Source organism: Oceanimonas marisflavi (assembly GCF_003049725.1).
GTDB classification, from domain to species: domain Bacteria; phylum Pseudomonadota; class Gammaproteobacteria; order Enterobacterales; family Aeromonadaceae; genus Oceanimonas; species Oceanimonas marisflavi.
In genome coordinates this window covers 57,108-81,430 of record NZ_QAGM01000007.1, presented here as the reverse complement: position 1 = coordinate 81,430, position 24,323 = coordinate 57,108, and the positions used below count along the sequence as shown (strand labels likewise).

Below are 24,323 nucleotides of genomic sequence, written 5' to 3'. Positions count from 1 at the left end.
GTGTAAATAATGCAATTTTCATCTCTTAAGTTAAAAGCTAAATATGATTCTGATGAAGATGACATCCTTTCTAGCTTTCACATTCCATTATTAGCTAGGGCTAAGCAGTACGACCGTGCTGTTGGATATTTTTCTTCAGATGTCTTAGCTTCTGTAGCTGAGGGGCTTGAAAAGTTTACTCTGTCTGATGGAAAGATGAGGCTTATTATTGGAGACCCTCTATCTGATAGCGAATATGAAGCTGTTATGGAGGGGATCTCAAACCCAGCTAAATCACGTTCTTTTGATCTGAGTAAACTGTTGCTTGAAGCGGAAGATGCTAAGCTTCGTTTACTTACTTACTTAGTTGCCAACCAACAATTAGAGATCAAGTTTGCATTTACTCACAAGGGAATGTTTCACAAGAAAGTAGGAGTTTTTTACCAAGGGGGAGAAGTCGTTGTTTTTAGTGGCTCAGCTAACGAAACGTTAGCTGGCCTTTCAAAGTATAACTCAGAAGAAATTTCTGTTTTCTTTAGCTGGCGAGAGTCATTTTCTGACTATGGCCAGATTGAAATAGATAACTTCAACTCTCTTTGGAATAATAATAAAAAGAGGGTTAAAGTAGTTGACTTGGATTCAGAGGCTTATCAAAAAATAAAGTCAGGTGTCAATTTAGAAGAGCTTCGTAAGAAGCTGTTCAAGAAACACTCTGTTGATGAAGTTAAACCTGGTAAGCCCTTTTTTACTTATAGTTTTCCTAAGTCAGAAGTACAATTATCAAAACTAGAAATTAAGACTAAATTACCACGTAAGCCATTGATGATCAAAGGGAGGCCATTCGAGCTATTCCCTCACCAAGTAGATGCTATCAAGAGCTGGATAAGGGCGGGTTATCAAGGGTTGTTTAAATTAGCCACAGGCTCTGGTAAGACATTTACTTCTATTTCAGCACTGATAGAGCTTTATGAAGAGAGGCATAGGCAGTGCTTGCCAACGTTTGTTGTCATAAGTGTTCCATATATTGAATTAGCAAATCAATGGGTTTCGGAGTTATCTACATTTAACATTACCCCTGTTAGGTGCTATGAAAGCTCAGATAGGTGGAGCTCTGTTTTAGATAAAAAAATATTAAGGTTTCTAGCGGAAGTATTAGACTTTGTATGTGTGGTTGTTGTTAACCAAACAATGTCCTCAGAACTGTTTCAGTCAAAAATAGGAAAAATATCACTCGACAATATACTTTTTATTGGTGATGAATGCCACCATTTAGGTGGACAAGGCTTATTCGAAATACTTCCTAAGTGTAAGTACCGTATCGGCTTATCCGCGACACCTTTCAGGAATGAAGATGATGAAATTGAGGGGTCTCCTTTTCCTGATGTTGTAAAGAAAAATTTGATATCTTATTTCAAAGGGATTGTCAGTGAATATTCTCTTCGTGATGCTATCAAAGATGGTGTTTTAGCACCTTATCGATACGAGATAATACCAGTTTATCTTAATGATGAGGAACAAGAGGTGTATGAGGAATGTTCAGAAAAAATTCAAAAGCTTATATTAAAGTCTAAAAATGCTGGATTAACTTCCGATGAGAAAAAAATACTGACAAATCTGTGTGGAAAGCGCTCTAGGTTACTTGCTACTTGTCAGGGAAAGCTTCCTGCCTTGCTTGATTATATACATTGTCATCCAAACCTTTCGTTATCACATACATTAATTTATGTTGGAGAAGGGTATGCGATGAATGATGATGTGCCTTATATCACGCGTGTTACTAATCGACTACATGAGTATGGATGCCGTGTCGCTAAGTTTACTTCGGAAGAAAGTAGCCATGAACGGCATAAAATTATGACAAACTTTAAAAATCAAGACATTGATTCACTTGTTGCTATGAAAGTGCTTGATGAAGGAATTGATGTCCCTGTTTGTCGAAATGCTTTTATATTGGCGAGCACTCGAAATCCGCGTCAATATGTACAAAGAAGAGGTCGAGTACTTAGAAAGTCGGAAGGTAAAAGTGCAGCATTGATCGTCGATTTTGTGGTGCTCCCTCATCCAAGCTATTTTAATAATGCTAGTCAAAGTTTGCGTAAGGCTGAGCTAAGTAGAATTAATGATTTTAAAGCGACAGCGCTTAATTCTGAAGAAGTTGATAAAAGAATTTTTGAATTGGGGGTGTGTTAGTGTCTATTAAAGAAATTAAAGAATTACTTGAAGAGGCTCATAGGGAGACCGAAGTGGCTCATCAGGCGTACTCAAATAGATCTGCAGCACACAGGGCAGCTCTACAAATTATGAAGTTTGAAAAAGAGTTGTATTATGGAGATAGCTCAACAGGGCATCACCTCAAGAAAATAAGAGAGATCATAGAAATTAATGTGGAAGATATTGTAAATGAAAATAATTAAATTGGAAGTTAATGACTTTCGTCAGTTTTACGGAAAACAGGTTATTGAATTCTCAGTAGACCTTGATAAAAGTGTAACTCTTATTCATGGTGAAAATAATGGAGGTAAAACGGCACTGTTAAATGCAATTAGATGGTGTTTATATGAAGAAACGACGAATAACTTGCTCGATTCAAAAAGTCTTTTGAACAAGCAAGCACAAAATCAAGGTGTTAATACTTTTAGTGTCAAAGTTCAGCTTATGCATGATGGCCGTTTATTAGAGGTAATAAGGTCTCAGACTAGAGCAAGTAGCACCAGTAACCTTAAGGTTTTTGAGATTATTGACGGCTGTTACTCCGATCGTTCAGAGGAGCATCCTAATACATTAATTAATACTATATTGCCCAAAGAAATGTCCCAATACTTCTTTTATCAAGGAGAAGGAACAGGAACTTTAAATAGTCAAAATGACTTTTCTCATATCAATGCAGCAATTAGTAAGGTGCTTGGGCTGACAGTAGCTGAAAAGACGGTAACTCATCTAAATAGTATTAAAAGTGGATATCAAAAAGAGCTTAAGCAGTACGATACTAGCAATGAGGTTGATAATCTTATTCAGAGTAAAGATGCATTGCAATCAAGTTTAAAGCATAACAAAGTGTTGCTTGAGAAGAATAAATCTTTACTTGTGGAGGCTGAAAAAGAATATGATAAACAAGTTTCTCAGTTTGCTCGGTTTGATAAGACGGCAATCGATGAAAAAATAAAGAGTCGTGAGCAGCTCGAAAGGTATCTTTCCGATTACAAGAGGCAACGTAATAGGCTTCTTGTTGAGAAATCAAAATCTATACCAAGCTGGATAATGCAGGCCTACGGAAGAAAGCTGGGTAGTATTGATCTTACGATGATTAATACTGATGAACTTAATAACTCGTTGCGCTATACAGTAGATAAGCAATTAATAAAATCTATACTTGATAATCAAGAGTGTATTTGCGGTTCAGTTGTTGTCGAAAATAGCCCTGCTGCTAATCTTGTTAAAGAATTAGAGAAGTTTGCTGTTGACCCTGATTTAAAACTTCGTTGGACTCGTGTCCTTGAGCTTCATGATAAACTTAAAAGCCACTCATCACCCAGGCAAGAAATGGTAAGTATACTAAGCCAAATTGATGATTGTGATGATAAAATTAATGAACTTAAAAACCGTATCAAAGATCTTAGCCACACAATAGTAGAATCTGATATAGATGATATTAAAGCGATTGAGCTTAAAAAGGATGAAGCTAAATCGAAATGTGATCAATTAAGGTTTCTAGTTCCAAATCTAGAGCATAAGGTTAGGGTGGCAGAAATTGACATAAAAGATATAGATAATAAAATAAAGCGGTTTTCATCTGCGCAGCCTAAAGCAAGAAAATTAAAAGATTTAATTAAAGCTACAGATGAGATATTAAACGTTTATGAAGGGTCGATTGAAACCTCCAAAAGAGGTGTAGATCTAATATTATTAAAGGAGATGCAAATATTTTTTAGCCAAGTGTCATTTAATGGCTATACCATTAAAAAAGATACTTATGCTAAGGGTGATAGCTTCACGTGGTCAATTGTTGATAAAGAGGGTAAACGAGTTGCAGCAGGCAACGGTTATCAAGCAATGCTCTCTATTTCATTTATAGTCGCTTTAATTAAATTCTCTAAAATGAGAGCGAATAGTAAACAGCACCTTTTGACGCCTGGGGTTATAGCTCCATTTATTGCAGACTCTATACTAGCTTTTATTGGACCTGATAATGGACGTGAGCTAGTGCGTTATATAGCAAATTCTGTAGAGCAATCTATATTTATGTTTTCTCAAGCTCAGTGGACAGAGACTCATACAGATAAAGGCATTAGAGATAAAATAGGTAAAGAGTATAATTTAGTTCAACACACAGTTTTGACTGAAGAAGAGTTTAATGGACAATATCCTACACGGTTAACTGTCTCGGGCCGTGAATTTGATGTTGTACGGTTTGGTAGTGAGTTCGAAAAGGTAACCATTGAGGAGATTTCGTTTGATGACTGAAACACTAGACTGGCGTAGTTTATCTGTTCGTAGAGACTCTAGGTTTGAAGCTTTAGAGGGAAAGTTTTGTTCAACAAAAAATAGTGAAAATAGTAGATCAGTATTTAGCACAGTCAAAGAGTTTATGGTTTTTTCTGCTTTAGTAGGATTTCAACTCGATGAGTTTAAACCTTTAGAGTCAAAAGTTAATAGTACTCCGATCTTGCTAAGTACTTATGCGACTACTAAGCATGATGCTTACATTTACCTGATCGCATTATCTAAAGATCCATCTCTTGAAATTATTAAAAGTGAAAACTTAAGAGATGCTATTGGTATTTTTGAGGGATATTGTAATGGTGGGCTTCATCATATTGATAACTGGGTTATGAATAATGTTGGAGAGCCAGTCACAACTGATATCTTGTTTAATCAAACGCTAGAGTTTTTGACGGAAAATGAATAAGTACTTTGATTATGCAGCCTCTACGCCTGTTTCTTTTGAAGTTATAGAGGCTATGGAAGCATGGCTGAGAGAGAGTTTTGCTAATCCGTCAGCAGCTCATGTAGAGGCAGAAAATGCGTCTAATGCCATTCAGGTAGCTAGAGAGTCAATTGCTGAAAGAATTGGTTCTATGCCTAGTGAAGTTATATTTACCAGTGGTGCTAGTGAAGCAAATAACATGGCAATTAAAGGGATTGCTTTTAGTCACCTTAACGATAAAGGCCATATTATTACTTCGTCAATAGAGCACAAGTGCATTATTAATACTTGTGCTTTTTTGGAAAGTATCGGTTTTGAGGTTACTTACTTAGAGCCGGAGCATACAGGATTAATAACGACAGAGTCAGTGGCCGCTGCTATTCGAGAGGATACGTTACTTATTACAATTCATCATGTCAATAACGAGCTTGGGTGTATCCAGCCAATAGCGGAGATCGGGGATCTTGCCTTTAGTAGTGATATTCCATTTCATACCGATTCTGCTCAGGGCTTTTGTAAGCTTGATATTGATGTAGATGACATGAATATCGATATGCTTTCTTTGTCAGGCCACAAGATTTTTGGCCCTAAAGGCATTGGTGCACTTTATGTACGAAATGCACGAGACTCTGAGTTGGTGCCGTTGATTCATGGGGGAGGGCAAGAGTTGGGTCTAAGAGGCGGTACATCTCCCACGCCGCTAATTGTAGGTTTGGGGGCGGCTGTAGATCATTTCCCTACCACACCAAGCCAGCAGCATAGTTACTTTGAGAGAGTAATAGAACGTTATAACTATAAACGTAATGGTGGGGACAATGTAGTCCCAACAATCTGGAATGTTACATTTAAAGACGATGCGGAGGTTCAGCGTTTTACTAGCGAGCAGGCTTGGTTAATATCACAAGGTTCAGCGTGTAATGCCCTGTCAAACATGCCATCTCACGTGCTAACAGCAATTGGTTTGAGTGATGATGAGGCCAGGAGAACCTATAGAGTAAGCCTTCCACCTTTCCATGTTAAAGGCTAGTTATTCTATAGCCAACTATGTGCTTTCCTGCTGCATTGAGCTGCTCATCAAAATTTTGACGGTGAACAGTTACTTCTCGTTGATTATCAATACCTAAGAGCTTTGAAAGGCGTTTATCAAAGCTCTTTTGCTTTTTGTACTGTGGGTGTTCGCTCGCAAGGAACAGATGCTTGTTAAGCAGAGGGGGCCTACGATGTTCGTTTATATAGTCAAAGAAATCAATGTCTTGCTCAGCCATTTTGATCTTTATGCGTTCAGCCATAAAGGGGACTGATTTTTCAAAGTCGTCATATGCAGTGAGAGTGAGCTTTCCAGAGGTAATATGAATTTTTATGAGATCGATCTCTTCATCAAGCTCCCCATACATTTGTAAAGCAGCACCAACGTACACTCTAAGCAACAGCGGCAAATCATTGATATAGTCTCTGTGAAAAATGAGTGAGTGGCCTTCGTTTAATAGGCTTGCCGGTAGTGTTGAGTGTGCTTGGCTACAAAGTTTTTTTATTAGAGATTTATCTGAAATGGAAAATAGTAGCTCAGCAGCAAGACTAATCGCCGTTTTGTAGTCATAAAATAAAGCAGTGATATCTCTTTTAAGCGATTTTGGTTGCTGGGTATAAGGTTTTTTCTTTTCAAATAACCCCATGGAAAGGTACAGTAGCAGGTCCTCTTTGCGACTTTTTTCTGCCACTTCAAACTCTTTGGTTTCAAACATTTCTTGCAGTAAGCCGAACACTTTTTTGTGCGAACCTATCAGGCCTCTTACTTTATCCGATCCGTCAAATTCATCATTTGCAGGAACTCGCCCAAGTTCTAAGCAAACATTCCAGAACGAGTCGAATAGCTCTTGGTTTTGAGAAATAATAAGCTTGGCTTTATCCTTTTCCCCAACAGGTTCAGGAGAGGTGAGACGCTGCCACTTATAGTGTCGTTTATATTTGTTTTGTAGGTATTTCTGTTCTTCAATTTTATCCTTGAATATGTAGAAAACCCCTGGAGCTACCGTGATTGCATCTTCATGTAAGTGTCTTTCTATATATGATTTTATTTCTGACTGTGCGTAGTACTTTTGAAAAGTATTACGTGATGTAATAACTCCATCTTTGTAAGGCCTAAACTGAGAGATATAATTTTCATTGGCCAGCATAACAGAAACAACAAGGAGTTTGTTTGCAAGCGCCCACGCATCTAGTAATGCTTCTAAACGTTCATCTTGATCTTCAATAACGTTAAGGACAAAGCCGAGGTTTACGATGTCTGAGGTTACTTTATCGTTATCGGGTTGAAAATTAGGGTCCCAGCCTAAAGCGTCAAGGCCATGTGCTTCTAGTTCTCGCAAGTCATCACCCCGGCCACAACCATAGTCAAAAATGGAATATGATCCCTCAAGGTAACCATTTTTTGCAAGGCTCTTCATAGGCGAAGAAAGCTCATGTCGAACTAATGCTGTCTTATGGCGATCAATGCCGGGTTCTTTAGTGCGAACTATGGCCGAGCCTCGGATTAGCCTCCCTTCTATCAACTCATATCCATGACTTGCTATTAATTTTTCCCATGAGCGCTTGAAACCTATCAAGCGACTGTTTTCATATAGACCAGCACTCTCCCCTTCTTTTGTGAGTGCTGCAAAGTGCTCGTAATACTCACTGTTAGGTAAGATCATGGTCTCTTTACGATGCAAAATAGGGGGGTTGTCTGATTCAGAGTAACTCGTTATTTTATGACTGAGCTTTGATAGGTTAACGTTTAGACTTTGGCTGAGTGCCGGGTAGGAGTCGCTATAAAAATCAGGGTAATGCAATAAGGATAGGCGAAACTCTTTTTTGAAAAGCTTAACCAAGTTCCATTTTTCATCTTCCAGGTTAACTGCCTTTGCAACTGCGGGAATAAACTGAACCAGTATACTAGGTAGAGCACTGAATGCATCCTTGTGAATATAGATAGCATCTGGTAGTTGTTTTCCTACTTTTATTTGAGATATGAGCTCTGCAAATAGCTTTTCGTTCATTGCTTATCCCTGGCAGTTTTTTGGTGATTATAAGTTATCAAGTAAGATCTGGGTAGTCTTGCTAAGAGCACTTTAGTTACATAGCAACCTATTTTCTGCATCGTTAGATGCTGGTACGGATTCCGACAGAGGGGATTCCCAGCCATGGCGATTTTCATCAAGAGGAAGTCATGTGATCGGAAGAATTTACTCCAGTGGAGGCATCACAATCGCAGGCACTCCCCGCAGGCGATAAAATTACCCTATGCACAGTCCGTTTTTCCGGGGGGGATCATGGGGGCAAAAATTTTGCTGGGCTGCATGCTGATGGCCCTGCTGGTGGTCGGCGCCGAGGCCGCTACCCGGTGCAGTACCAATTCTGTCGGCACCACCGTCTGCCGGGATGGCCAGGGCACTGTGTGGCGCGGAAAAACCAATTCTCAGGGGGTCACCACCTGGCGAGATAACAAGGGCACTGTCACCCGTGGCCGCACCAACTCCCAGGGGGTAACCACCTGGCGCGATAACAAGGGCACGGTTACCCGCAGCCGCACCAACTCCCAGGGAGTGACTACCCTGCGCGACAACAAGGGCACGGTTATTCGTGGCCGCACCAACTCTCAGGGCGTCACCACCTGGAGTGATAACAAGGGCGGCAAAACCCGCTGCCGGCAGAACAGCACTGGGGTAATCCGATGCTCTGGTGAGCCGGCAGCCACTGGGGCATTACCTTATTTGAGGTAACTCCGGCTCCCTTTTCGCTTCCGGCCTTTTTATCAATAACGTCAGGGCAAGCACTAGGGTCAGGCCTTCGGCCAAAGGCAGCGCCAGCAGAAAAGAGATATCCGGAACATGGCTTGCCAGCCCCAGCATCAGGCCCACCGGCAGGATCAGCCCCCGGCTGAAGGCGATAACGGCAGAAGGCAGGGGCCGCTGCAGGGCGGTAAAGGTCACGGCAATCAGCATGTTGAAACCGTTGAACAAAAACAACGGCCAGATAATGCGCAGGTAATCACCGGCCAGGGCCTGGGTGTGCTGTTCGTCGGCGCCGAGAAACAGCGCCGGAATGTGCGAGCCGGCCAGCAGCAGCAGGCTGCTCATCAGCACGGCCAGGGCCGCCAGGGTCAGGGCCGCCGTCTTCACCACCTGGCGCACCCGGTCCGGCCGGCCGGCCCCCTGGTTGTGGCTTACCAGCGGGTGCACGCCGTCCACAATGCCGTAGCAGATCATAACCCCGGTAAAGATCAGATAATTGACAATGCTGAAGGCGGCCACGCCGTCGGGCCCTGCGGCCTTCAGCATCAGCCAGTTAATCAGCCAGATCACCACGCCCACCGACACTTCATTAATCCCTTCCGACAGGCCATTGCTCCACACGGCGGCCATATCCCGCCAGGGGTAGCCATTCAGGCGCAAACGCAGCGCCCGCTCCGGTTTTTGAAAATAGCGGGCCAGCAGCAGCATCTGTATCAGCTGGGCCAGCAGGGTGGCCCAGGCCGCGCCCGCCAGTCCCAGCTCCAGCACGCCCACCAGCAGAGCGTTCAGCAGCATATTGCAAAGGGCGCCACCGAGCAGGGCACGGGTGGCCAGCTCGGGGTGGCCGTCGGTGCGAACAAAGTAGTAGGCCACCATGGTCACCAGCTGAATCACCAGGGCCATGTTCATGATGCCGAGGTACTCCGCCATCAGCGGTTGCAGCCGTGCCGGCGCGCCCAGGGCATGGAACAGTAAATCCGGCCACAGGGTGGCGGCCACGCCGGCCAGCATGGCCAGCAGGGCAATAGTCAGCAGGGCGGCGCTGAACAGCCGGCTGGCGGCAGCGGCATTGCCGGCCCCCAGATGGTGCCCGGCCCTTACCGAGCCGCCAATGGCCAGCACAAGGGCAAGGGCAAACAGCAGGGTGAAATAGGGCACCAGCAGGGTAACGGCCGCCAGGGCGTCGGCCCCCACCAGGTTGCCCACAAAAAGACCATCCACCAGTGAGGCACTGGTAATGGCCAGCAGACTGATCAGCGCCTGGCCGGCAAAACGGAAAAACAGCGGCAATACCGGCGTCTGCACCATGGGGTGGCCGCGCTCAACAACTGACATGAATGACTCCCTGATGTAACATGTGTAACAGATATGGAAATGAAAACGATTATCATGCAAATTAACAATCACTGATACTTTACTTCCTGCGCATGCCAAACAAAAGCATGAAATCGACCCTAGACAGCAAGGTTAAAGGATGACCACATCATCACGGTATATCGCCGAACAGGCTACCCTGAGAGCCTTTCTCAACTGTTATCTGCGTGAAGTCGAGCCGGGGATCGACTGCATTCATGTCGTTGGCTCGAATAATGGCCAGCCGGCAACCACCCCGGCCATTGAGCTGCCCCTGACCAGTCAGCAGGCGGTGCTGCGGGCCGAGCTGAACTATCGTTCGCTCACCGGCTGCCATGTGTTTGGCCGGCTCTGGTTGTGCCGGCACCTGAACGATGGCTGGCAACCGGTGGAGCCGTTCACCGCCGTGCTGATGCTGGTGCATGAAATTTACCGGGTGTTCTGCCGGGGCAATGCCGAGCAGCTGCGGGAGCGGGAGCTGGAGCTGCTGCACCGCCTTACCGACAGCTACCGGCTGATGACCGCCTATGTGGAAGCGCGGCGCCGGCACCGGGAAATGAACACCTTTATTACCGCCGAGCAGGCGGTGCTGTTCGGCCACTGGCTGCATCCCACGCCCAAGAGCCGCCAGGGCATGACCGACTGGCAGCAAACCGCCTATGCCCCCGAGCTTGGCGGCCGTTTTGCCCTGCATTATTTCGCCGCCGAGACCGGCCTGGTGCGGCACGGCTCGTCCCGGCCGGAACAGGCCCCGGCCATGGTGACGGCACTGCTCGGTAACGATGCTCACAGGCTGGCGCGCACGGACGGCAAGCTGCTGCTGCCCATGCACCCGCTGCAGGCTCAGGCCCTGCTGCTGGATCCGGCGGTGAATGCCCTGCTTGCCGATGGCAGGCTGTGTTATCTGGGGCCGGCCGGCCCCGAGTTTACCGCTACCTCGTCGGTCCGCACCCTGTATCACCCGGATCTGCCCTGGATGGTCAAGTTTTCCATTCCGGTACGGATCACCAACTCGCTGCGCCGCAACCGCCGTCACGAACTGGAGGCGGGGGGCATGATGGACCGCCTGCTGTCGCGCACCGGCTTTTTGCGCCGTTATCCGGCCTTTCGCATGATCCAGGATCCCGCCTACATCACCCTGGATCTGCCCGGCCGGGAAGAAAGCGGGTTTGAGGTGATATTGCGTGACAACCCCTTTACCGGCGGTGAAGAGCGGGGAGTGTGCACCGTAGCGGCGCTGACCGCCGATCCCCTGCCGGGAGAGCCGTCTCGGCTGGCGGCGCTGCTGAAGGAAGTGGCCCGGCGTGACGGAAAAGAGCCTGAAGCGGTGGCCCGCCACTGGTTTGAGCGCTATCTGGATTGCGCCCTCGAGCCGCTGCTCCGCCTGTACGATGAGCAGGGCATCGCCCTGGAGGCGCACCAGCAGAACAGTCTGCTCGATGTGGCCAGCGGCTATCCTGCCGCCTACTACTACCGGGACAATCAGGGCTATTACCTGTCTGAGCGCTATCGCGGCACTCTCGACCGGCTGGCCCCGGAGGCGGCGCAGATAGCCTCGCTCTATTACCCGGACGAGGTGATCCAGGATCGCTTTGCCTATTACCTGATCGTTAATCAGGTTTGCGCCATTATCAGCCGCATGGGGCAGGACGGCCTGGTCAGCGAGGCCGCGCTGCTGGCCATGCTGCACCACCGTCTTGAGCGGCTGGCAAGCACCCTTGAGGGCGCCGGCCGCGACTTTGCCCGCTCCCTGCTGCACAGATCCACCATTCCGGCCAAGGGCAATCTGCTGACCCGGCTGTATGACGTGGACGAACTGGAAGCCGACAACGAGCAGGCCATTTATACCGAGCTGGTCAATCCGTTGTGGCAATGGCGGCAGCGCCAGCGGCAGGAGGTGACCGATGCCGTTGCCTGAAGAGTGCCTCAGCCGGCCGGAAGAGCGGGTGTTGCGGCAGCTGGTGGAAGCCCTGCTGTTTGAAAAATTGCTGGCGGCCGAGTGGCGAAGCACGGATGACGGCGACTATCTGCACTGGCGGTTGCGCAACATTCATTACCGTTGCCGGGCCCGTATTGGTGCCTTTGGCCGGGTGCGGATCACCGCCGGCAGCCTGCAGCAGAATAACGGCCAGGGCTGGCAGCCGGCCGGGTTGCCGCCCTTGGTTGCGGCGCTGCCGGCCTTGCCCCGGGTGCGTGAGCAGCTGGCCATGGAGCTGGCGCAAACGGTACGGCTGTGCCGCTGGAACCGGCAGCAGCTGGCCATGCCACGCTCGCGCCGGGGGCTGGATTTTGCCGGGCTGGAGGCCGCCCTCGACGAGGGGCACCCTTACCACCCCTGTTTCAAGGCGCGCACCGGATTCAGCGAGACGGATCACCGGCAATACGGCCCCGAGGCGGCGGCCCGCTTTCAGCTGGTGTGGCTGGCGGTGGAGCGCTCCGGTCTGCGCCAGTCGCTGCCGGCGGAAGACACCGCTTTCTGGCTGAGCGAGCTGGGCGGCGAGGCCTGGGATCTGCTGTCTACCCGGCTGCATGGCCTGGGTGGCAGCTGGCAGCAATACGGCCTGCTGCCCCTGCATCCCTGGCAGTGGCAGCAGCGCCACGCCCGGCTGGCCGACGGGCTGGAGCAGGGGCGTTATCTTTTTCTCGGCGCGGCCGGCGATCACTATCAGGCCAGCCAGTCGGTGCGCACCCTGCTGAATGCAGACCACCCCCACAAGGCCAATATCAAGCTGGCGATGAACATGGTGAACAGCTCTTCGCTGCGCACCCTGGCACCCCATTCGGTGTGCAGCGCTCCGGCCATTTCCCACTGGCTGACCGGGGTGGTGGCGTCCGATCCCTTGTTCAGCACCCGTTATCCGCTGGCGCTGCTGGCCGAGTATGCCGGCATGATCGCCGATGATGAGGGCCAGCTTGCCGCCATCTGGCGTCAAAGCCTGACGCCCTTGCTGCAGCCGGGGGAGCAGGCGGTGCCCTTTAATGCGCTGATGATGCTGGAGCAGGACGGCCGGCCCTTTATTGCCGACTGGCTGGACCGGCACGGTCTGGAGCCCTGGCTCGACCGCTTGTTCGAGGTGGTGGTGCTGCCGGTCTGGCACCTGCTGGTGGCCCACGGCATTGCGCTTGAAGCCCATGGCCAGAACATGGTGCTGGTGCACCGCAATGGCTGGCCGGTGCGGCTGGTGCTGCGCGACTTTCACGAGAGCGTGGAATATGTGCCCGCCTTTTTGCGCGAGCCGGAGCGGGTGCCGGACTTTCCGGCGCTGGATCCCTGCTACCGCAAAGCCGCGCCCAACCAGTATTACTGGATGGAAACCCTGGAGCTGCTGCGCGAGCTGGTGATGGACACTCTGTTTGTGTTCAACCTGAGCGAAGTGTCCAACCTGCTTGAAAGCCACTGCGGCCTGCCGGAAAACCGGTTCTGGTCCCGGCTGGCGCTTCGGCTGGAAACCTATGCCAGCGAGCACCAGCTGCAGACGCGCCAGCGCCGGCTCGGGCACGACGCCCGCCAGCTTTATACCGAATCCCTGTTGACCCGCAAGTTGTCCGGTAACCGGGTGGACTATCACCACCTGATCGACAACCCCCTGTGTGCGGAACCCCATCAAGAGAGCTGAACCCGATGTTGTATGTAAACGAGCAATTTTATGACCAGGCCCATTTTGAGGCCGCCGCCCGCGAGTTTGCGGCCCTGCCGGCCCTGGCCGACTGCCGGCAATATCGCTATGCGGTGTGCCTGCCGGCCACCGCAGACTGGCTGGCGCTGTTTTTCTATCTGCAGAGTGCCGGCAGCACGGTATTGCCGCTGCACCCGGACATGCCCCTGGAAGCGGCCCGGCGACAGGCCCGGCGGGCCGGCTGTCACTGGCTGTTTTATCACGATCTGCATGCCGAACCGCTGGAGCAGGGCCGCCCGGCGGCACCGGGGGGCGAGTTGCTGCAGATGAGCTCCGGCACCACCGGCGAGCCCAAGTGCATTGCCCGCTCTTGGGCCAGCATAGAGCGGGAGCTGAGCAGTTATGTGAGTCATTTTCGCGAGCCCGAGACCATGACGCCGGTCATCGCCTGCCCGGTCACTCACTCCTATGGCCTGATTGCCGGTCTGCTGGTGGCCCTGCGCCGGGGGCAGGTGCCGGTGATCATCGACAATCTCAACCCCAAATACCTGCTTCGGCGTCTGCGCGCCATACCGCAGCATTTGCTCTATTCCTCACCGGCCATGCTCAATACCCTGTGCCGGCTGCTGCCGGCCGGGGAGCGGCTGCATGGGGTGATGACCTCCGGCACCGTGCTGCCTGGCCCCTGGTTTCAGACCCTGAGGGCCGCAACCGGGCACCTGTTTCAGCAATACGGTTGCTCCGAGGCCGGCTGCATTGCCATCAACCCGGCGGTGGCCTCCGCCAGCGATATCGGCTTTGTGCTGCCGCACCTGACGCTGGTCAATGCCCCCACCGGCGAGGCGCCGGGCGAGCTGGTCTTTGAGGGGGAAGACGGTGTTATTCACACCCGGGATCTGGGCTACCGGCGTCCCGACGGCATGCTGGTGTTTGTGGCCCGAAGTGATGACACCATCAATGTGGCGGGGCTGAACCTCTATCCCCAGGAGGTGGAAGACGTGGTGATGGCCATGGCCGGCATTCGTGACGCCGTGGTGCTGCGCAAGCCGGATCCCTTTTCCGGCGAGCGGGCCTGCCTGCTGTTTAGCGCCGATGCCCCGGTTGCGGTGAACGCCTTGCGGGACTGGTGCCGCGCCCGGCTGGTGCCCTATCAGATCCCGGCGGAAATGGTGCAGGTAAACGATATTGCGCGTCAGGCCAACGGCAAGATCAGCCGCCGGGAGGTGGCGGCGCGCTTTGCCGCCGGTGAGCTGACCCTCATAGCCGGGGAGGTGGCCTGATGCAACAGGAGCAAATCATCAACGCCATTCACCGGGTGCTGCGCGATACCCTGGCTCATCCTCATCTGAGCGGGTTCGGGCCCGGTGCCCGGCTGAATGAAGACCTGTATCTGGACTCGATACAGATGCTGCAGCTGTTGCTGCATCTGGAGCTGGACTGGGGCTTTGCCATTCCCGAGCAGGCCCTGGGCCAGGAGGATTTCAGCACGGTGGCCGGCCTGGCCGCCTTTCTGGAGCGCAGTGCCGGTGAGCCTGAGCCGGCACCGCTGCCGGCCACCGCAGAGCATAAAGCGGGAGAAGGGGTGCACGGCGAGGATTATGTCGATATCAAGGTGCACTGTTTTGTCAGCTGTGTCTGCGATGCGCTGAAGCAGGCGGGCATCGATCACCGGCCCTATTATTTTTCGGTGTGGGATGCGGACTTCGCCATTGAGCCGGGCTGGGTGCTGAGCTATCACGCTCCTTCCATTAATCATGATTTCTTCCGCCACTGGTTTGAACGCCTGTACGGCATTCCGCTGCAGCAGTGGTACCGGCCGGACGCGTCCCGGGCCGAGAATATCGCCACCCTGTGCGAGCTGGTGGAGCAACGGCCGGATACCGGATCGGTAATGGTGATGCTCGATCTCTACCAGTTGCCGGAGCGGGAAAACAAGTTCAACCAGAACCCCTTTCCGCACTATGTGTTGCTGGAAACCACCGAAGACCCGGAAGTCTGGATGATGCGGGATCCGGATTACCGCTGGGAAGGCGAGCTGCCCAGGGCGCGCATATTGCAGGCGGTGGATCAGCCCACGGTGGCCGGGGGCTGGCGCTTTGACCGCAGCACGGCCCGGCCGGCGCCACCGGCGCGGGTGCGGGACTACTTTCTCGCCTGCTTTCAGCCCGAGCGCAACGCCCTGACCGAGGGCGTGCGGCGCATTCTGCAGGCCCACCTGAACGGCACCGACGGCGTGCAGCTGGGCAATCTGAGCCATGCCCTGCGCGAGCTGCCGGTGATCTCGGTGCGCAAATACGGCTATGAACACGCCTTTGCCTTTTTCTGGCGGGAGCTGAAGCTGGCCGACGCCGATTTCGAGGTCTGGTGCACAGTGATAGAAAGCCTGATCCAGGGCTTTAAAACGCTGCATTACCAGCTGATGAAGCTGGGGCAAAGCGGCGATCTGGCGCTGGTGCCGGCCATTACTCAACAGCTGGATACCCTGGACGATACCGAGTTCCGGCTCAAGGGCGGACTGGCGGCGGTGTTTGCCGACTGGTGCACTCACCATGGCCTGGCGGCCGGTGACGCCGACGTGATGGAGGGCGCAGCATGAAGATTGCACTCTGTACCATCAGCTTTCGGCACCAGCTGGTGTCGCTGGCGGAGCTGGCCATCTGGGCCCAGGCCAACCAGTTTCAGGGCATTGAGCTGTGGGGTGCTCATGCCCGCAACCTGGCGGGGCAGCCCCATTACGATAGCGACTGGCTGGCCGGCTTTGGCCTGGAGGTGCCCATGCTCAGCGATTATCTGCCCACCGAGGGGCCGCGCCGGGAAATGCGGCAACAGACCCTGAGCCTGTGCGCGCTGGCCCGGCACTGGGGAGCGAAGCGCATTCGCACCTTTGCGGGTCGTTGCGGCAGCCACGACACCACAGCGCCGCAGCGCGCCGCCATTGCGGCCTGTTTGCGGGAGCAGAGCATGATGGCCGCGGATCACGGCCTGGAGCTGCTGGTGGAAACTCACCCGGGCACCCTGGCGGACTGTGGCGCGTCTACCCTGCGTTTGCTCGATGAAGTGAACCACCCGGCCTTTAAGCTCAATTTCGACACCCTGCATGTGTGGGAAGGCGGCGATGATCCGCTGACCCTGCTGCGCCAGCTGCGCCCTTATGTGGGGTATTTTCACCTCAAGAATGTGCACAGTCGTGAGCAGCTGTCGGTATTCAGCCCGGCCAATGTGTATGCGGCGGCCGGCGAGCGCCGGGGCATGGTGCCGCTGTTTGAAGGGGAGCTGGACTACCGGGATTTTCTGGCGGCCCTGCTGGACGAGCAGGATCCGGAAGTGTCGGCCTCGCTGGAGTGGTTTGGTCACGACAGTTTTGAGGTGCTGCGCCGGGATCGCCGGATCATTGCCGGACTGGCCCGGGAGGCCGGCATGGCACCGCAGCTGCTGGCCGCCGGATAAGGAGGGAGCATGTCGTTCAATCCGGTGGTTACCGACACTGTTCTTCTGGTGCTGGCAGAAGAAAATGCGTTTGCTGCGGCGCTGAGCCGGCAGCTGCAGCAGGCCGGGCACACCGTTTTGTGCTGCGCTGCCGCCGAGGCGCTGACGCTGCTGGAGCGGCAGCTGCCGTTACTGGCGGTGTTGTGCCTGCCACCAGGGGAGGCGGGGCCGGCACTGGTGCAACAGTGCCGTCAGCTGAGCGATCGCCCGCTGCTGGCGATTGAAGCGAGCGGCTCGGCGGCGGGGCGCATTGCCGCCCTGAGCCAGGGGGCCGACGACGCCCTCTCTGCGCCGGCCGATGTTGAGGAATGCCTGCTGCGCATTCAGGCGCTGCTGCGACGCTACTCACCGGGGCCGGCACAGCCGGCCCGGCTACTGCGGGTAGACAGCCTCTGCTTGGATCGTCAGCACATGCGGGTGAGCGTGGGGCAGGCGGCGGTGGCGCTCACGCCCATTCAGTTCCGGCTGTTGTGGACCCTGGTGGCCCACCGGGAGCGGGTGCTGGACAAGCCGTTTCTTTATCGTGAAGTGCTGGAAAAGCCGTTCAGCACCGATGATCGCAGCCTGGACATGCACCTGAGCCGGGTGCGGCGCAAGCTGGTGCAGGCGGGGCTGGCGCCGGAGCGGCTGAAGACGGTGCACGGCCGGGGATATGGCTTCACCTGAGGGTAATACCAATGGCCCTGTTGTAGCTGCCGCTTTAGCCGGCAGGGCCTGTGTAACAGGCCTTGAAGACACAGTCGTCTGCAGATTTGCGCCAGCTGAAGCGGCGCCTACAGCCCGAGCTGTTTGTGAAATAAGGAGCTTGCGTTGTAGCTGCCGCTTTAGCCGGCAGGGCCTGTGCAACAGGCCGTTAACTGCTACCGAATGTAACAAATGTAAAAGTGGTTTACCGGGTCACCGAGAATATCGAGAATAAATTCACAAATAAAAATCGTTCTCATTAAATGGATTTGTTCTCAATGGCTAAACCCGTTTCTCCGCTTACCCGACCCTCCACCCTGGCCGTGGCCGTGCTGGCCGCCATCGGCGCCGGCCCGGCCCTGGCCGGCAGCAACTCCTATACCGAGCTGGATCAGGTGGTGGTGACTGAGTCGCGCATCGACAGCAATGTAAGCGTGGTCGATTCCGAAGAGCTGGATCGCCGCCAGGCCAACGATCTGGAAGACGTGTTCCGCCAGCAACCCGATGTAACCGTGGGTGGCTCGGCAAGTTTTGCCCAGAAGCTGTATACCCGTGGTATTGAAGACACCAAGCAGAACGTCAGCATCGACGGCGCGGTGCAGGGGGGACAGTTGTTTCACCACAATGGCCGCATCTCCATTGAGCCCGAGCTGCTCAAGCGGGTGGAAGTACAAGCCGGCGCCGGCAAGGCCACCTCCGGCGCCGGCGCCCTGGGCGGCGCTCTGCGTTTTGAAACCAAGGATCCGGATGATCTGCTGCGCCCGGGCCAGGACTTTGGTGCCCTGCTTAAGGCCGGTTACTTCAGTAACGCCGACGGTTATAAAGCCTCCACCACCCTGTATGGCCGGGTCACCGACGACTGGAGTGCCATGGCGTCCTTTATTCACAAGGACCAGGATAATCTGAACGACGGTAATGGTGATGATATTCCCGGCTCCGACAGTCGCCAGCAGGTGGGCCTGGCCAAGGTGGTGGGACAGCTTACGGACAATCAGACACTGCGCCTGAGCTATGAAAGTCGTACCGAGGAAGGCACTCCCAGCAAACGCCCCCAGTGGACCTTGAGTAGCTGGAATGATTTCCGCCCGATGGAGCTGGAGCGCCAGACCCTTACCCTGAATCATGAGTGGAACCCCGCCGATGAGCTGGTGAATATTGAAACCACTCTCTACCATACCCAGTCTGATCTGACGGTGGCTGAGGAGGCAGAGCCCTATATCGGTGAAACCCAAAGCATCGGCCTGGATCTGCGCAATACCAGCCGCTTTACCCGTAACGAACTGACCTATGGCGTAGACTATCGCAAGGATACCTCCAATGCCGGCCCGGCCAGCAACATCAGTGAGAATGAGGAAGATGGCAGCGTACTGGGTATTTATGTTCAGGACGACCTCAGGGTCACCGATGCCCTGACCCTGAGCGCCGGCCTGCGCTACGACAGCTATGAGCTGACCGATAACGATCAGCAGGAATTCAAGGACAGCGGTTTTAGTCCCAATGTGGGGCTGAACTATGAGGTAATTCCGGCTCTGAACCTTTTTGCCGGCTATGCCGAAGCATTCCGCGGTGTTCAGGTGCGTGATTCCTTCAAGCTATTCGGTGCCAACGATCCCGGCCTGAAACCGGAGCGGGCCAGCAATACCGAGGCGGGCTTCGACTACCATCCGGGACCCTTCTATTTTACCGGCAAGGTATACCGTACTCGTATCAAGGACGTGATCGCCGATCCCCTGTTCGGACCGAAGAACTATGAAAACGTGGGTATTCTGGAAAGTGAAGGCTACCTGCTGAGCGCCGGTACTCAATGGCGCGACCTGCACGCCGGCCTGAGCTTTCATCACAACGACGCCCGCCTGAATGATCGTGCCCTCAACGGCTATGAGCACAATGGTCTGGGCAATTCCATTGGTGATACCTGGGTGGCCAGCCTGGACTACGCAGTCAATGAAGCGGTCAACCTGGGTTGGAGTGGCCGCTTTGTGGAAGGCATAGATAATCAGGAAACTGCCGTTGGTGATATTTCCAAGCCCGGTTATGCGGTACACGATGTTTATGTTGAGTGGCTGCCGTTGACTCAGGACACCCTGACCCTGACCCTGAGCGTACAGAACCTGTTCGACAAGCAGTACCGGGATCATGCCAGTGTTGCCAGCTTTGAACATATTCCTGGCTATGAAGGCGTAGCCGGTCTGCCCGAAGCCGGTCGCGATATTCGCGTGAGCGCCAGCTACCGCTTCTGATCCCCTTGTCTTTTATACCAATTTCCTTAAGCAAGTGATCTGTTTCAGGCCCTGTTGTAGCTGCCACTTTAGTCGGCAGGGCCTGTGCAACAGGCCTTGAAGACACCACCGTCTTCAGGTTTGCGCCAGCTAAAGCGGCGCCTACCGCTCAGGTACAGAATGAGCAAATGCTTAATCCGATTGGTATTACCGTTTACGGAGGTTTTTATGTTTGAAGCAAGCACGGTCATTAACACCCTTGAGGGCAGCAAATATCTGCGCCATCTGTGCAAGCATTTCAATCACAAGGTCGAGGCCCGCTGGACCGACAATCAGGGCGAGATTGAGTTCGACATTGGCCGCTGCACCCTGGCGGCGGACAGTGAGGCGCTGCATATTCACTGCCGCGCCGAGGATGAGATTCAGCTGGAAGAGCTGAAAGACGTGATCAAGTCCCACTTTGATCGCTTTGCCCGCCGCGAGCACCATGTGCTGCACTGGCCACAAGATTGAAGGAGGGAGTGATGCGTGTTGCGATACTGGCGCTGATCGCCGCTCTGACGTTTCCCTTTTCCGTGGCGGCCGGAAACACTATTACCGTGGAGCACCCCATGGGCAGCACTCGAGTGCCGGTAAAGCCCGAACGGGTAGTGGTCACGGGCATTGGCGCCCTGGATGTGCTCCATGCCTTTGGCATAACCCCGGTGGCGGTGACCAAGGAGTATCTGCCCGATTATCTGGCGCAATACCGGGATGATAAATACGCGTCATCCGGCACTCTGTTCGAGCCCGATTTCGAGGGCATTTTCAGCCTGAAGCCGGATCTCATCATTATTGGCCCGCGCAGCTCCGAACAATTTGATGAGCTGAGCAAGATAGCGCCGACCCTGGTGTTTGCCCCCGATGAGCAGGCCGGAGCCAGCTACTGGCAGGCCACCCAGCAGCTGTGGCGCACCCTGGGCCGGGTGTTTGCCATTGAAGACCGGGTGGAAGCGAAAATTGCCGCCTTGAATGCGGAGTTTAACGCCATCGCCGAGCATAACCGGGCTGAGCAAAATAATGCCCTGCTGGTGATGAGCAGCGGCAAAAACCTGACCACCTTTAGCACCTATTCGCGTTTTTCCGCGCTGTTCCGTGATTTTGGCTTTGTGAATGCGGCCGAGGTACACAGCCAGTCCCGCCATGGTGAGCTGGTGTCTTTTGAATACATCAAGCAGGCCAATCCTCAGCATCTGTTTATCATCGACCGCGACAAGGTGGTGAACAAGGGCAGAAGCACCACGCACCAGCAGTTCGACAACGCCCTGGTCAAGGCCACCGCGGCCTATAAAAACCAGGCAATGACCTACCTGAATACCGGCGCCTGGTACATCACCGCCTCGGGGGTGACCGCCACCGAACTTATGATTGCAGACGTGAAACAGAGCCTGAGCAAGTGATCGGCTTCGGCCCTGTTGTTGTAGCTGCCACTTTAGTCGGCAGGGCCTGTGCAACAGGCCTTGAAGGCACCGTCGTCTGCATGTTTGCGCCAGCTGAAGCGGCGCCTACCGCTCAGGTACTGAATGAGTAAATGTTTAATCCGATTGGTATAAGCCGTTGATGGGAGCGGGAAGTTAACGTGAAAGTCTTGTTGCCTGTGTTTGTGCTGTTAAGCGTGGCGTCGGTGTTTGTGGGAGTGATCGACCTGGATATGGCGGCGCTGCTGAGCGGGGACGCCGCCGCCCTTGAGCTGCTGCTGGTCAGCCGCCTGCCCCGGCTGCTGGCCATCTGGCTGGCGGGAGCGGGGCTGAGCATTGCCGGGCTGATTATGCAGCAAATCAGTCAGAACCGGTTTGCCGCGCCGTCCACCACCGGCACCATAGAATGCGCCATGTTCGGTTATGTGCTGAGTCTGGTGCTGTTTGGCGACGGTAACAACCTGATCGTCATCTTCGGCTCGGCCATGGCCGGCACCCTGCTGTTTGTGAACTTTATTCACGGGGTTCAGTTCAAAAACGCCATCTATGTGCCGCTGATCGGCATTATCTTCGGCAATGTGGTGGGTGCCGCCGCCACCTTTGTTGCCTACAAGTACGATGTTATTCAGAACCTGTCCGGCTGGGAAATGGCCAACTTTTCCAGCATTCTGCTCGGCAACTATGAGCTGCTCTATATCGCCCTGCCCGCAGGCATGATCAGCTACTGGTTTGCCAGCCGGCTGTCTGCCGTGGGCATGGGCCGGGATTTTTCCGTCAACCTGGGTCTCAACTACCGGCAGCTGGTGTTGCTGGGAGTCATGCTGGTGTCGGTGTTGTCGGCATCCGTGGTGATGATAGTGGGCATGCTGCCGTTTCTGGGTCTGATCGTGCCCAATCTGGTGTCCCGCTACATGGGCGACAACCTGCGCCGGAACATGCCGGTCACGGCCTTGTGCGGTGCCATTCTGGTGCTGGTGTGCGATGTGCTCGGCCGTGTGATTATCTTTCCCCATGAGGTGCCCATCACCATGATCATCAGTCTGCTCGGGGGCGCTGCCTTTATCTGGCTGGTGCTGCAAGACACGCAAAGCGGGCAGGGGGCATGATGTCCGACAGATTAACCATTGTGGTGATGGCGACGGCCTCGCTGCTGCTGGTGGCGCTGTTTGTGGGCGTGGGGCTCGATGCCGACAACTACCGCTATTTTCTGTCGCGCCGGGTGCCCAGGGTGCTGGCGCTGATCATCGCCGCGGTGGCCATTGCCCAGTCGTCACTGGTGTTTCAGACCATAACCAGTAACCGCATTCTGACCCCTGGCATCATGGGCTTTGATGCCCTGTATCAGGCCACCCAGCTGTTGCTGGTGTTGCTGCTGGGCGGCCTGAGCGTGGCCATGGCCAACGTGTATTTCAATTTCGTGCTGTCGGTGGCGGTGATGATGCTGTTTTCGCTGCTGCTGTTCGGTTTTTATTTTAACCGGCAGCAGGCCGGCATTATGACGCTGTTGCTGCTTGGGGTGATTTTCGGCCAGCTGTTCGGCAGCCTGTCTTCCTTTTTTATGATGCTGCTGGATCCCACCGAGTTCGCCATGGCCCAGGGCAAGCTGTTCGCCAGTTTCAACAACATCAACAATGATCTGGTCTACCTCTGCCTGTTGCCCCTGGCGCTGGTGGTGACCCTGCTGTATCGCCAGCATCGCACCCTGGATGTGTTCTGGCTGGAGCGGGACAACGCCATTGGTCTGGGTGTAGACGTAAAGGCGGTGACCCGGCGGGTGCTGCTGCTGATTGCGGTGCTGGTGTCGGTGTCTACCGCTCTGGTGGGGCCCATTCTGTTTTTTGGCCTGCTGGTGGCCAACCTGAGCCGCCAGCTGTGCCACAGCTACCAGCACCGGGTGCTGCTGATTGCAAGCTCGCTGCTGGCGGTGCTGATGCTGCTGGGCGGCCAGTGGCTGCTGGAAAATCTGTTTTCCCTCAATACCACCCTGAGTGTGGTGATCAACTTCTTTGGCGGCCTGTATTTTCTGTGGCTGCTGATCCGGCAAAAAGTATAAAAACGGGTGATCAAACCATGATTGAACTGGCACAGCTGACCAAGAAATTCGGCGCGAAAATGGTGATCGATCAGGCCTCTGCCTGTTTCAGGGCCGGCCAGGTCACGGCCATTATCGGCCCCAACGGCGCAGGCAAAAGCACCCTGTTGTCCATGGCGAGCCGGTTGCTTGGCAAGGACAGCGGCGAGGTGTTTATCGACGGCAAGGCGCTGGCGCAATGGGATACCAAAACCCTGGCCAGACGGCTGGCGGTGCTGCGTCAGGCCAACAACCTCAATATGCGCTTCAGCGTGCGCGAGCTGGTGTCGTTTGGCCGTTTTCCCCACAGCGGCGGCAAGCTCACCGGTGAGGACAATGAGGTGATCGACAAGGCCATTCACCAGCTGGATCTGGCCGAGATTCAGCACCGCTACCTGGACGAGCTGAGTGGTGGCCAGCGGCAACTGGCCTTTATCGCCATGGTGGTGGCCCAGGACACCGAGTATGTGTTTCTGGACGAGCCGCTGAACAATCTGGACATTCGGCATTCGCTGCAGATTATGCGCAACATTCGGGTGCTGGCCCACGAGCTGAACAAGGCGGTGGTGATCGTGATCCACGATATCAATTTTGCCTCCTGCTATGCCGACTATATTATCGCCCTCAAGCAGGGCCGGGTGATCACTCAGGGTCCGGTAAACGAGGTTATTCAGGCCGAAGTACTGTCGGACATCTACGACACCGGTTTCAATATCGCCGAGATGAACGGCCAGCGCATTTGTATGTATTACGGGTAATCACT

The 24,323-nt window shown here is 53.5% G+C and carries 20 protein-coding genes; 18 read left to right on the top strand and 2 right to left on the bottom strand.

Annotated elements, in window-relative coordinates:
• Positions 1-9 precede the first annotated feature (9 nt).
• From DA373_RS06405 to DA373_RS06385, 5 genes are read left to right on the top strand one after another with little or no spacing between them, the layout of a single operon-like run.
• A complete protein-coding gene (locus DA373_RS06405) occupies positions 10-2,169 on the top strand; it encodes a DEAD/DEAH box helicase family protein (protein WP_107851504.1) in 2,160 nt (719 codons plus the stop codon).
• Positions 2,169-2,393 carry a CxC ATPase DNA modification system associated small protein gene (locus tag DA373_RS06400; RefSeq protein ID WP_107851503.1) on the top strand — a complete coding sequence of 75 codons (225 nt, stop codon included), beginning with the start codon at positions 2,169-2,171 and terminating at the stop codon, positions 2,391-2,393. The genes DA373_RS06405 and DA373_RS06400 overlap by 1 nt, the downstream gene beginning before the upstream one ends.
• Entirely contained in the window at positions 2,380-4,440 is a 2,061-nt protein-coding gene (locus DA373_RS06395; protein ID WP_107851502.1) for an AAA family ATPase, read from the top strand. Before DA373_RS06400 ends, DA373_RS06395 begins: the two co-directional genes overlap by 14 nt.
• The gene (locus DA373_RS06390; protein ID WP_198650253.1) at positions 4,433-4,885 is read left to right on the top strand and encodes a hypothetical protein; all 453 of its coding nucleotides are present in this window, start codon (positions 4,433-4,435) and stop codon (positions 4,883-4,885) included. The genes DA373_RS06395 and DA373_RS06390 overlap by 8 nt, the downstream gene beginning before the upstream one ends.
• The gene (locus DA373_RS06385; protein ID WP_107851500.1) at positions 4,878-5,930 is read left to right on the top strand and encodes a cysteine desulfurase family protein; all 1,053 of its coding nucleotides are present in this window, start codon (positions 4,878-4,880) and stop codon (positions 5,928-5,930) included. The genes DA373_RS06390 and DA373_RS06385 overlap by 8 nt, the downstream gene beginning before the upstream one ends.
• Here the strand turns inward: DA373_RS06385 and DA373_RS06380 are convergent.
• The gene (locus tag DA373_RS06380) at positions 5,920-7,938 is read right to left on the bottom strand and encodes a DNA phosphorothioation-associated putative methyltransferase (RefSeq protein ID WP_107851499.1); all 2,019 of its coding nucleotides are present in this window, start codon (positions 7,936-7,938) and stop codon (positions 5,920-5,922) included. The two genes, DA373_RS06385 and DA373_RS06380, sit on opposite strands and share 11 nt — an antisense overlap.
• A gap of 273 nt (positions 7,939-8,211) precedes the next feature.
• Between DA373_RS06380 and DA373_RS06375 the strand changes: the two genes are divergently transcribed.
• The gene (locus DA373_RS06375; RefSeq protein WP_107851498.1) at positions 8,212-8,661 is read left to right on the top strand and encodes a hypothetical protein; all 450 of its coding nucleotides are present in this window, start codon (positions 8,212-8,214) and stop codon (positions 8,659-8,661) included.
• Here DA373_RS06375 and DA373_RS06370 read toward each other — a convergent pair.
• Positions 8,644-10,008, bottom strand: coding sequence for an MATE family efflux transporter (locus tag DA373_RS06370; protein ID WP_107851497.1), 1,365 nt, complete (start codon positions 10,006-10,008; stop codon positions 8,644-8,646). The two genes, DA373_RS06375 and DA373_RS06370, sit on opposite strands and share 18 nt — an antisense overlap.
• Before the next feature lie 139 nt (positions 10,009-10,147).
• Here DA373_RS06370 and DA373_RS06365 point away from each other — a divergent pair, with 139 nt between their 5' ends.
• From DA373_RS06365 to DA373_RS06315, 12 genes are all read left to right on the top strand, one after another.
• Positions 10,148-11,944, top strand: coding sequence for an IucA/IucC family protein (locus DA373_RS06365; RefSeq protein ID WP_107851496.1), 1,797 nt, complete (start codon positions 10,148-10,150; stop codon positions 11,942-11,944).
• On the top strand, positions 11,931-13,643 hold the full coding sequence (locus DA373_RS16375) for an IucA/IucC family protein (RefSeq protein WP_198650252.1): 1,713 nt from the start codon (positions 11,931-11,933) through the stop codon (positions 13,641-13,643). The genes DA373_RS06365 and DA373_RS16375 overlap by 14 nt, the downstream gene beginning before the upstream one ends.
• A gap of 5 nt (positions 13,644-13,648) precedes the next feature.
• Positions 13,649-14,923: an AMP-binding protein gene (locus DA373_RS16370; RefSeq protein WP_198650251.1), complete on the top strand. Its 1,275-nt coding sequence runs from the start codon at positions 13,649-13,651 to the stop codon at positions 14,921-14,923.
• Positions 14,923-16,239, top strand: a complete 1,317-nt coding sequence (locus DA373_RS06355; RefSeq protein WP_107851495.1) for a DUF6005 family protein — start codon at positions 14,923-14,925, stop codon at positions 16,237-16,239. Before DA373_RS16370 ends, DA373_RS06355 begins: the two co-directional genes overlap by 1 nt.
• Positions 16,236-17,090 (top strand): sugar phosphate isomerase/epimerase family protein, encoded by an 855-nt coding sequence (locus DA373_RS06350; protein WP_107851494.1) that lies wholly within the window; start codon positions 16,236-16,238, stop codon positions 17,088-17,090. The genes DA373_RS06355 and DA373_RS06350 overlap by 4 nt, the downstream gene beginning before the upstream one ends.
• A gap of 9 nt (positions 17,091-17,099) precedes the next feature.
• Positions 17,100-17,795, top strand: a complete 696-nt coding sequence (locus tag DA373_RS06345) for a response regulator transcription factor (RefSeq protein ID WP_107851493.1) — start codon at positions 17,100-17,102, stop codon at positions 17,793-17,795.
• 296 nt (positions 17,796-18,091) lie between these two features.
• On the top strand, positions 18,092-20,053 hold the full coding sequence (locus tag DA373_RS06340; RefSeq protein WP_107851492.1) for a TonB-dependent receptor domain-containing protein: 1,962 nt from the start codon (positions 18,092-18,094) through the stop codon (positions 20,051-20,053).
• Positions 20,054-20,260: 207 nt separating this feature from the next.
• Positions 20,261-20,545 (top strand): DUF2218 domain-containing protein, encoded by a 285-nt coding sequence (locus DA373_RS06335; RefSeq protein ID WP_157953689.1) that lies wholly within the window; start codon positions 20,261-20,263, stop codon positions 20,543-20,545.
• Between the two features lie 11 nt (positions 20,546-20,556).
• Complete coding sequence (locus DA373_RS06330; RefSeq protein ID WP_107851490.1) at positions 20,557-21,471, top strand: siderophore ABC transporter substrate-binding protein; 915 nt, start codon at positions 20,557-20,559, stop codon at positions 21,469-21,471.
• Positions 21,472-21,650: 179 nt separating this feature from the next.
• Positions 21,651-22,595, top strand: a complete 945-nt coding sequence (locus tag DA373_RS06325; RefSeq protein WP_107851489.1) for an ABC transporter permease — start codon at positions 21,651-21,653, stop codon at positions 22,593-22,595.
• Complete coding sequence (locus DA373_RS06320; protein WP_107851488.1) at positions 22,595-23,542, top strand: iron chelate uptake ABC transporter family permease subunit; 948 nt, start codon at positions 22,595-22,597, stop codon at positions 23,540-23,542. The genes DA373_RS06325 and DA373_RS06320 overlap by 1 nt, the downstream gene beginning before the upstream one ends.
• 17 nt (positions 23,543-23,559) lie before the next feature.
• Positions 23,560-24,318 carry an iron ABC transporter ATP-binding protein gene (locus DA373_RS06315; RefSeq protein WP_107851487.1) on the top strand — a complete coding sequence of 253 codons (759 nt, stop codon included), beginning with the start codon at positions 23,560-23,562 and terminating at the stop codon, positions 24,316-24,318.
• The last annotated feature ends 5 nt before the right edge of the window (positions 24,319-24,323 follow it).

Coding starts and splice junctions, on each gene's coding strand:
- DA373_RS06405 (WP_107851504.1), top strand. CDS start 10: ATGCAATTTTCATCTCTTAAGTTAAAAGCTAAATATGATTCTGATGAA.
- DA373_RS06395 (WP_107851502.1), top strand. CDS start 2,380: ATGAAAATAATTAAATTGGAAGTTAATGACTTTCGTCAGTTTTACGGA.
- DA373_RS06390 (WP_198650253.1), top strand. CDS start 4,433: ATGACTGAAACACTAGACTGGCGTAGTTTATCTGTTCGTAGAGACTCT.
- DA373_RS06385 (WP_107851500.1), top strand. CDS start 4,878: ATGAATAAGTACTTTGATTATGCAGCCTCTACGCCTGTTTCTTTTGAA.
- DA373_RS06380 (WP_107851499.1), bottom strand. CDS start 7,938: ATGAACGAAAAGCTATTTGCAGAGCTCATATCTCAAATAAAAGTAGGA.
- DA373_RS06375 (WP_107851498.1), top strand. CDS start 8,212: ATGGGGGCAAAAATTTTGCTGGGCTGCATGCTGATGGCCCTGCTGGTG.
- DA373_RS06370 (WP_107851497.1), bottom strand. CDS start 10,008: ATGTCAGTTGTTGAGCGCGGCCACCCCATGGTGCAGACGCCGGTATTG.
- DA373_RS06365 (WP_107851496.1), top strand. CDS start 10,148: ATGACCACATCATCACGGTATATCGCCGAACAGGCTACCCTGAGAGCC.
- DA373_RS16375 (WP_198650252.1), top strand. CDS start 11,931: ATGCCGTTGCCTGAAGAGTGCCTCAGCCGGCCGGAAGAGCGGGTGTTG.
- DA373_RS16370 (WP_198650251.1), top strand. CDS start 13,649: ATGTTGTATGTAAACGAGCAATTTTATGACCAGGCCCATTTTGAGGCC.
- DA373_RS06355 (WP_107851495.1), top strand. CDS start 14,923: ATGCAACAGGAGCAAATCATCAACGCCATTCACCGGGTGCTGCGCGAT.
- DA373_RS06350 (WP_107851494.1), top strand. CDS start 16,236: ATGAAGATTGCACTCTGTACCATCAGCTTTCGGCACCAGCTGGTGTCG.
- DA373_RS06345 (WP_107851493.1), top strand. CDS start 17,100: ATGTCGTTCAATCCGGTGGTTACCGACACTGTTCTTCTGGTGCTGGCA.
- DA373_RS06340 (WP_107851492.1), top strand. CDS start 18,092: ATGGCTAAACCCGTTTCTCCGCTTACCCGACCCTCCACCCTGGCCGTG.
- DA373_RS06335 (WP_157953689.1), top strand. CDS start 20,261: ATGTTTGAAGCAAGCACGGTCATTAACACCCTTGAGGGCAGCAAATAT.
- DA373_RS06330 (WP_107851490.1), top strand. CDS start 20,557: ATGCGTGTTGCGATACTGGCGCTGATCGCCGCTCTGACGTTTCCCTTT.
- DA373_RS06320 (WP_107851488.1), top strand. CDS start 22,595: ATGTCCGACAGATTAACCATTGTGGTGATGGCGACGGCCTCGCTGCTG.
- DA373_RS06315 (WP_107851487.1), top strand. CDS start 23,560: ATGATTGAACTGGCACAGCTGACCAAGAAATTCGGCGCGAAAATGGTG.